Annotated in this window: 4 protein-coding genes; 2 read left to right on the forward strand and 2 right to left on the reverse strand. The window is 58.1% G+C overall.

Translation table 11 applies throughout. The annotated features are described in order from the left end of the window. Window positions 1–311: 311 nt before the first annotated feature. A complete protein-coding gene (locus EKD03_RS14270) occupies window positions 312–2333 on the forward strand; it encodes an N-acetylmuramoyl-L-alanine amidase (protein ID WP_129632162.1) in 2022 nt (673 codons plus the stop codon). Between the two features lie 304 nt (window positions 2334–2637). Next, window positions 2638–3213 (forward strand): Uma2 family endonuclease, encoded by a 576-nt coding sequence (locus EKD03_RS14275; RefSeq protein WP_129632165.1) that lies wholly within the window; start codon window positions 2638–2640, stop codon window positions 3211–3213. A 17-nt stretch (window positions 3214–3230) separates the two neighbouring features. On the opposite strand, the gene EKD03_RS14280 is transcribed toward EKD03_RS14275, so the two are convergent. Further along, a complete protein-coding gene (locus tag EKD03_RS14280; protein ID WP_129632168.1) occupies window positions 3231–3602 on the reverse strand; it encodes an endonuclease domain-containing protein in 372 nt (123 codons plus the stop codon). Window positions 3603–4049: 447 nt separating this feature from the next. Then, on the reverse strand, window positions 4050–7457 hold the full coding sequence (locus EKD03_RS14285; protein WP_129632171.1) for an SUMF1/EgtB/PvdO family nonheme iron enzyme: 3408 nt from the start codon (window positions 7455–7457) through the stop codon (window positions 4050–4052). Window positions 7458–7914 lie beyond the last annotated feature (457 nt).

The raw sequence follows: 7914 nt of genomic DNA on the forward strand, positions 1-7914 counted from the left end.
GTACCGAGCAGGGGGATTGTGCTTCTACTATACCCGATGGAGGAGGTGCGACGCAAGATATTGTGTTTATGTAACTGTTCACACTTGGGGTAAAAGAAACCCCATGTTGACGCAAAGGCGCAAGGACGCAAAGATTGTGATTGAGCCTTCTATTGCAGGCTTTGCGCCTTTGCGCCTTTGCGTCAATATCGAGATGCTAGGAGAAGTGTGAATAGTTACGTGTTTATGTAGCTAGGTTGCCGAATGAGTAATGGTCTTGCGTCTCTTATCATAGGAGGCGATAGATTGCCCACAACCGTAAGGAGTAGACCATGCGCCAGCAGATTCATGCGTTGCTCTTGTTGAGCCTATTAGCCGGGATGCTGACGCTGATCAGCCCGCAGCAGAGCCACGCGCAGAGTGGCCCCTTGGAGGATCTGGAGCGTCAGTTGCAGGTAGCGGTGACTGAGGTGCTGAGTGAATTGGGTGGTGAGGTTGGTCTGCTTGCGCTCGATTTTGATGGGACGACCTTGACGATTGATCTGAGCAGTGCTGCACGCAGCCTCGCCGATGCGGGCCGCTTTTATGAAGTGATGGAGCCAATCAACATCGCGGTCAATCGCGTCTTTGAGAAGGCCCAATTGGGCGAAGAGCGCAGTCTGGATTATCGCTTCTTGATCGCTGGGGAGCCACTCAGCCCCACCGAAGAGCCGCTGCCAGCGGGTGATGGAGCTAACCTGGCGTTGATCAATGGCCAGCGCATTGTGATCAACCCCGGCCATGGCTGGTATTACGATGGCAGTACGTGGCGACTGCAACGCGGCTACTGGTGGGGCATTGTTGAGGATTTTATCAACCTCGAATTGGGCATACAGTTGCGGGATCGGCTGGTGAATGTGGGCGCCGAGGTGCGCGCCACCCGTGAACTCAACAAAGCTGCGGGGACTCATCCGAGTAGCGGCAAACCGCTCTGGGAGGTGGGTGCTGCGGCCTACACCAAGCATATCGGTGCCCCGGCTTCGGTCTATGCCGGGAGTACGAGTGGCATGAACAACGACATCATGGCGCGCCCCTACTTCGCCAACTGGGTGGGCGCAGCCGCGACGATCAGTATCCACAATAATGGCGGGGGCGGTTGTGGCACCGAAACTTGGTACGACACCTCCAACGCCTACGCCAACCAGAGTCGCGATCTGGCGACACGCATCCAGAACAAGATCATCGAGCGGGTGCGGGCGCAGTGGAATGCTAACTGGTGTAACCGAGGCGTCAAAGGCTCGAATGGTGGCTATGGCGAGATTCGCGCCGTGAATGGCCCGGCGGTACTGATCGAACTGGCCTTCATGGATACCCAATCGGACAACCAAGCCCTCCAGAATGCCACCTTCCGCAGCATCGTCACTCAGGCGATTAGCGATGCGATCACTGAGTATTTTGGTGGCGCGAATATCACCTGCCCGGTGGGCACCTACCGCGCCGAGTATTTCAACAATGCCAACCTGAGTGGAAGCCCGACTTTCATCAGTTGCGAGAGCAGCATCAATACCGACTGGGGCGCAGGGGGGCCAGGGCGCGGGCTGAATAACGACAACTTCTCGGTGCGTTGGCGCGGCACACACACCTTCGCAGGCAGTACCTATACCTTCGTGTCCACCGCCGATGACGGGATTCGGGTCAGTGTTGATGGGGTACGCATTATTGATGCATGGGCAGATCAACCCGTAACCCAGCACCGCGCCACACGCGGTCTTACGGCAGGCAACCACGAGGTGGTGGTTGAATATTATGAACGGCTAGGCGGTGCAACGGCACAACTCTTCTGGAACGTCAATCTTGCCCTGAAGAGCCCCGCCTATTCCTACACGGTTGATCGTGATTGGGTAGCGAGCAACGGCAATGATGGCAACGCCAATAGCCGCTGGTCATCACGCATGAGTAGCACGTTGGGCCAAGAATGGTGGTGGACGCGGATTGGCAACCGCCAAGAGATCACCGAAGTTCGCATTACCTGGGAAGCTGCGTATGCCGCCGAACACTGCATCGCCTGGTGGTCGGATGGCGACACCATGGCCCAGATGTACTGTTACAACATTGCAGATTCGGGGCGCTACATCTACCCCATCGGTACGCGCTCGGCGCAATACGTGGGCGTCCTGATGCGGAGACGCGCACCGCTGATGAACAACTATTCGTTCTGGGAGGTAGGCGCGTATCGCTGGGGTGGTGTACTCCAAGCGGCAAACCCCGATGAGGCCAACGGGGTTATTCTCCAACCACCGGCGCGGATTGAATATGCCTTCGTGCCCACACTGGGGCCAACCCATACGATCTATCTGCCCATGGTGGTTCGCTGAGATATGGTTCGTAGCCACTTGACAGTTCGCTGCCGGATGACCCTCACCCCCAACCCCTCTCCCGTGGGCTTCGCCCACAGGAGAGGGGGGCACATGGCGGAGGTATCCCGGAGCATATCCCCCCTCGCCTGTTCGCGCAGCGAACGGGAGAGGGGGGTTAGGGGGGTGAGGGCCATAACGCAACAGCCAAGCTGATACGCCCCTTCTGAAACCATGTCTAAACCTATTTGCACAAGCAGAGCCAAGCGGCTATCATGCACACCCTACTCGTTTCTGCTCGGCGGTATGCAAAAGGCGGTAGACGATGACTGCACAACCACAACGGTATATCACTGAACAAGAATACCTAGAAGTTGAGCGTACAAGCACCAGCAAGCATGAATACCTTGATGGTCAGATCTATGCAATGAGCGGTGCGTCACGAATCCACAACCTTATTGCCGGCAATACGCTTGCAGCGCTGCATGGGCAACTGCGCCAGAAGCCGTGCCAGATCTTCCCCAGTGATATGCGGATCAGAGTTATGCGTACCGGCCTCAATACCTATCCTGATCTTGTGATTATGTGTGGTGAGCCGGAATACACCGATGACGCACTGGACACGCTCACCAATCCATTAGTGCTGATAGAGATCCTCTCACCATCAACCGAACGCTATGATCGCGGAATGAAAGCGCAACATTATCGTACTATCGAGACACTACAGGATTATATCCTTATTGCCCAAGATTATTACCATATTGAGCACTATTCACGCCAAGCGAATGGCCAGTGGCTGCTTGAAGAAGCGATTGGTCTTGAGGCGCAGATTACCATCGGCTCGATTGCATGCTCGCTGGCGCTCGCAGATGTCTACGAGAAGGTGGGGATGGGGTGGTGAGGGGCATAACGCATGTATTAATCGCAATCCAATAGCACCTGGAGATTCGTCAAGACTGTGTGTATATCCATAAAAACCTGCTCATTTCTAAAGCGAATCACCCGATACCCAGCCGCATGAAGAACCGCATCGCGCTCTACATCGGCTGCACTATGGGCTACCGAGTCGTGAACTGGGCCATCAAGCTCAACGATCACCTGCCGTTCAACACAACAGAAGTCTACAATATAGCCACTGATGGGGTGTTGACGACGAAACTTGTAACCAGCAAGCCCCCGATTGCGCAGATGTGCCCAAAGCAACGTTTCGGCCTCGGTCTGCTCCTGACGTAGTTGCTGAGCGCGAATCTGCTTTGGAGCCGTGGTGCGCCAACGGTGTTGGGGACTCATCAGCCTGACCTCCCTAGATCTGTGCGGGGCAACCCGGGATGAATGGCCCTCACCCCCCTAGCCCCCCTCTCCCGTGGCCTCCGGCCACAGGCGAGGGGGGGGATCCAACCAAACCAAACCCAAATCAATTGCTTACACCGCATCCGGCTCCCCCCTCGCCTGTTCGCGTAGCGAACGGGAGCGATCTGTGCGGGGCAACCCGGTATGAATGGCCCTCCCCCCCTCTCCCGTGGCCTACGGCCACAGGCGAGGGGGGAATCCAACCAAACCCAATTGCTTGCACCCCATCCGGCTCCCCCCTCGCCTGTTCGCGTAGCGAACGGGAGAGGGGGGCTGGGGGGGTGAGGGCCAAACATCCCCACCCCCAACCACCAGAAACTCTTGACACCCGTAAGGATTCAGCAATGCAGAATTCAGAAGCCAGAATTCAGCATCCAGAAGCCTTATTCAGTGAGCGCGGAGGGACCAAAACACCCGAAAGGACCAGCCGCCGCTGTTCCTGAAGATCGGGCTGTACCTGAAGCGAGAACCGCAGCACAATTGATCTAAGCTACTACCGTAATATGTGAACGAGAGCAGTACAAACTTGTCCGGTGTAAAGTCTTCTTTAGGCTGTATCATAGTGTCTTGCTGATATGGTGTACTCAGCCACTCCAAGACATTGCCGATCAGGTCCTCGGCACCACAGACAGCACGACCAAGAGGGAAGCACCCCACCGGCGTTGGCGCACCGATGCCTGTATCTTGGTAGTTGGCATGCTCCGGCGTCGGCACAGTATCGCCCCAGGGGAAGGGGCGCTGGTCGGTGTGGCGGGCGGCACGCTCCCACTCTAACGAGGTGGGCAGGCGGATCGCCTGATCCTGGGGCAGCCAGCCAGCCTGATGGCCTTCCGCCGTGAGCCAGCGGCAATAGGCGGCGGCTTCGTACCAGGAGACGCCGACGACGGGTTGGGAGGGGCTGTTGAGGTTTGGGTCGTGCCAGAATCGCGGTTCTGTATACCGTGGTTTCCCGTCAGGAAAGAGATACTCCCGCCCTTCCTCCGTCCACCAGGGTTGGGTAGGATCGTAGCCATCAGGGCCGTTGGCGGCCAGAAAGCGGGCATACTCGGCATTGGTGACCGGGTAGCGGGCGATCTTAAAACCGCAGGGCAGTTCAACCCGCTTGAGCTTGGTGATGTCGCGCTGGAGTGTGCCATGGAGGTTGGTCTGCACCTTGCGATCTTTGCCTCTTACCCGTTCATCACCGAACCAGAAGGAACCGGCTGCGATAGGACACCAGTAGCTCGGCACGTCTGCATAGTCACCATAGCCCAGCGCCTCGCCGGAGTGCGCATCGAGCAGGCGCGGGTCGCCCAGGCGACCGAGCAGGTGGCCAACATCGAGGCGAGTGGGGCGGGGCGCTTGACCTGCATGCAGCAGCGCAAGCATTGCCTCAATAACCGCTCGCCAAGCACGTTGGGTGGCTCCATTACGGCCGAGATCTTGGAGGCATTCAGCCGCCAATACGACTGGCCGCCCTAGAGTGTGGGCATCGGTGGGTGCCTCCAGCAGGTGTAGCAGCAAGCGTGATGCCTCGCGCTGGGTGGCCGAGGCCACCGCCAAGCGCAACACCTCGCGCCAGCCAGGGTCGCAGGCATAGCGATGTATCTCAGCGTCAGGGTTGACGATATCCGATTCGACTAATCCACGCGCCGCCAAGTACTCCTCGAAGGTCAGGTGCAGAAAGCCATAGCGGCGATGGCCGCGCTCTTGGAGCAGGCCAGTCTCGCGGTTGACGAGGCGCAAGAAGTCGGCGGCTAGGCTATCGGCCTTACGGGGTGGTAAGCCGTCAGTCTCGCGCAGAATGGCCGCTAAGCGCTGTTCCAGATCGCGCTCCTCGACAATCCCGCCGGGGTTTTCGGTATGAATCCAGAGCGCAGCCGGGCCAAGGAGGTTGACGACAAAGCGATCATCGAGTTTCTCTTCACCCAGATAGACATCAATCTCGCGCCCAGAGAGCGAGCGGGCACGGTTCCAGGTCTTGGCCAGCGACTCGACACAGAGCCGATAGAGATCAACCCGCCGGTCGGGCATGCGTGTTCCCTGATTGTGGATGAGCGCTAGAATGGTGAGCAGCAGCGGATTGCGGGCCAGAGCAGTGATATGCGGGCTGTCGAAGATTGCCGTACTCAGATCGTTGGCCCGCTCCTCAGCACGCTGTTCGAGCAGGTGATCCAGGCCGCCATCGGGCGGGAGGCCAGCCTGCTCAAAGGCGATGCTCCAGCGTTTCGCAAACATCCGAATCTGATCGTCATCGAAGGGGGCAATGGTTGCCTTGCTAAACAGCCCCGCATCAAGCGGCGCATCATCATAGCCAGCGATCCGGCTGGTGGCCAAAAAGCGATTACCGGGGGCGTCCCAAGCGCGGATGAGATCCTCCAAGCAGCGCACAATTGCCAGCCGATCCTCACGCACCTCATCGAGACCATCGAAGAGCAGCAGCGCCCGTCCGGCCAGCAAGGCACGCTCAAAGAGCGGCGTATAGTCGGGTTGGTTGCGCCCACAAAAGTAGATTCGCAGGTAATCGAGCGGAGCCAGATCGCGCTGGCCGGGGTCACTACGCGCCTCGGCAAAAGCCGCTACCGGGAAGAAGATCGGCAGCCACTCACCACTCAGTCCCAGCGTTGTAGCAGCGCGGCCCTCAGCCAAAGCGAGCATGATTACCTTGACGAGGGTACTCTTACCCGCCCCTGGATCACCAAGAATCACCAGGAAGGGCGTGTCGCGCACGAGGGTGTGGAGGTGTGGGTGTACATCGCCAAATTGATTTCTTTCACCGAACATCATCACATCAAAGGCAGAACCATGACCATGACCTGCAAAGTGGACGATTGCAGGCTTGTCTGTCATCACATCCATAGAGACAGAACCATGACTTACGAGGTTGAAGGTTGACTTACTGTCCATCGCCGATTGACACGCCGAAAGCACTATCAATTTGGGCGATACCGATATATCCAGGATTCCACGCAGCGGCACATAGATCTGCTCTAGGTGCAGGCGCACCACATTCTGCACCTGAGCGATGCCACGAAAATCGAGCATAGCGTAGGTTTTAGACAGAAATTCGCGGTAACTCCGAAAGAGCGCATCGAGGTCGGGCGGAGGTGCGGGAACCGTGTAGGAAGAGTGATTCCCCAGCACAATCGTGATCGGCGCATTGCTCACACTGGCACCCTCAGCCGCGTTGAGCGTTGCATGGATACGTGGCAAGTCTTTCAGATCGTGCAGCAACGCCTCGATTCGGCTCAGAGTTGCGGCACTCTGAGCACTACTCTGGGCGATAGATTGGGCCTGCGCGAGAGCCTGCAAGTCAGCGCGGTCGAGTACGATCTGACGCAACTTGGTATGCTTAGCCATTTGCGCTGGCAGATGATCGCGGAAGAGCGCGAGCAACACCGGCTGCACCTCTGTCCAGGGTGGAGGTTCCTCATGGCGCAGGAAGGCAACGAAGCGCAGGTTGTGGCGATACTCATCAAGCATGCGGCCAAGATCAGGCTCGGCATTAAATAGGAACTCCTCGGAGACAAGCCTGAGGAAGTCCCGACCTTCAGGGCTATCGCGGGTAAGGAGTTGCAAGACGCGCTCGGTGTGTTCGCTATTGGTACTGCTTCGACGTAGTTCGGCAATTGCCTCATTCAAGGCCCGCCCAAACGCGGCATATTCGGGCTGCTGCTGATCAAGCCGCGCCCAGCGCGCCAACTTGGCCTTCGCAGCCGCCCATGCGTCACCAGCCGCCGCTTCGGCCAACCCGCCAAGCAACGCCGAAGAAGCCGCAGCAATGGCGTCAAGGAGCGATGTAGTGAGAGGTTCCATGGGGCGTCCTTGGCTCCGACTTGGAGTATCTGTTGCTGTTGCAGTATGTGTTTTATGAACTGCTTAATGGTGTAAGTATAGCATTACATCCGGCCTATCGCCCATTATTTATTCAACCGCCCCGTAGCCCAGTATTCAACCGCAGAGGAGGCCGAGGTGCGCAGAGGATGGAATGTAGGGGCGCGTCGTGACGCGCCCCCTCTGCGTCCCAACCCGCCCCGCCCCCTCTGCGTCCCTCCGCGTCCTTTGCGGTAGACGAATCGAAACCGCAGAGAATGGAATGGCGGGGGCGCGTCGTGGCGCGCCCCGAAATGCGGCGCACTGGCTTCGACAAGCTCAGCCAGCGCGTGCATGGGAAGTTGGGCTGCCGTTGGCTTCGGGTATCCGTTCAGGGTGGGTCACTCCTGAGTTGCGAGAATCAGTAGAATCCGGCATACTACCGCTATGGACGAGCCAC

The organism is Candidatus Oscillochloris fontis, from assembly GCF_004138135.1.
Taxonomy (GTDB): domain Bacteria; phylum Chloroflexota; class Chloroflexia; order Chloroflexales; family Chloroflexaceae; genus Oscillochloris; species Oscillochloris fontis.

What these genes read in the sequence shown, in the direction of transcription:
- EKD03_RS14280 (WP_129632168.1), bottom strand. Translation starts at nt 3,602, where the DNA reads ATGAGTCCCCAACACCGTTGGCGCACCACGGCTCCAAAGCAGATTCGC.
- EKD03_RS14270 (WP_129632162.1), top strand. Translation starts at nt 312, where the DNA reads ATGCGCCAGCAGATTCATGCGTTGCTCTTGTTGAGCCTATTAGCCGGG.
- EKD03_RS14285 (WP_129632171.1), bottom strand. Translation starts at nt 7,457, where the DNA reads ATGGAACCTCTCACTACATCGCTCCTTGACGCCATTGCTGCGGCTTCT.
- EKD03_RS14275 (WP_129632165.1), top strand. Translation starts at nt 2,638, where the DNA reads ATGACTGCACAACCACAACGGTATATCACTGAACAAGAATACCTAGAA.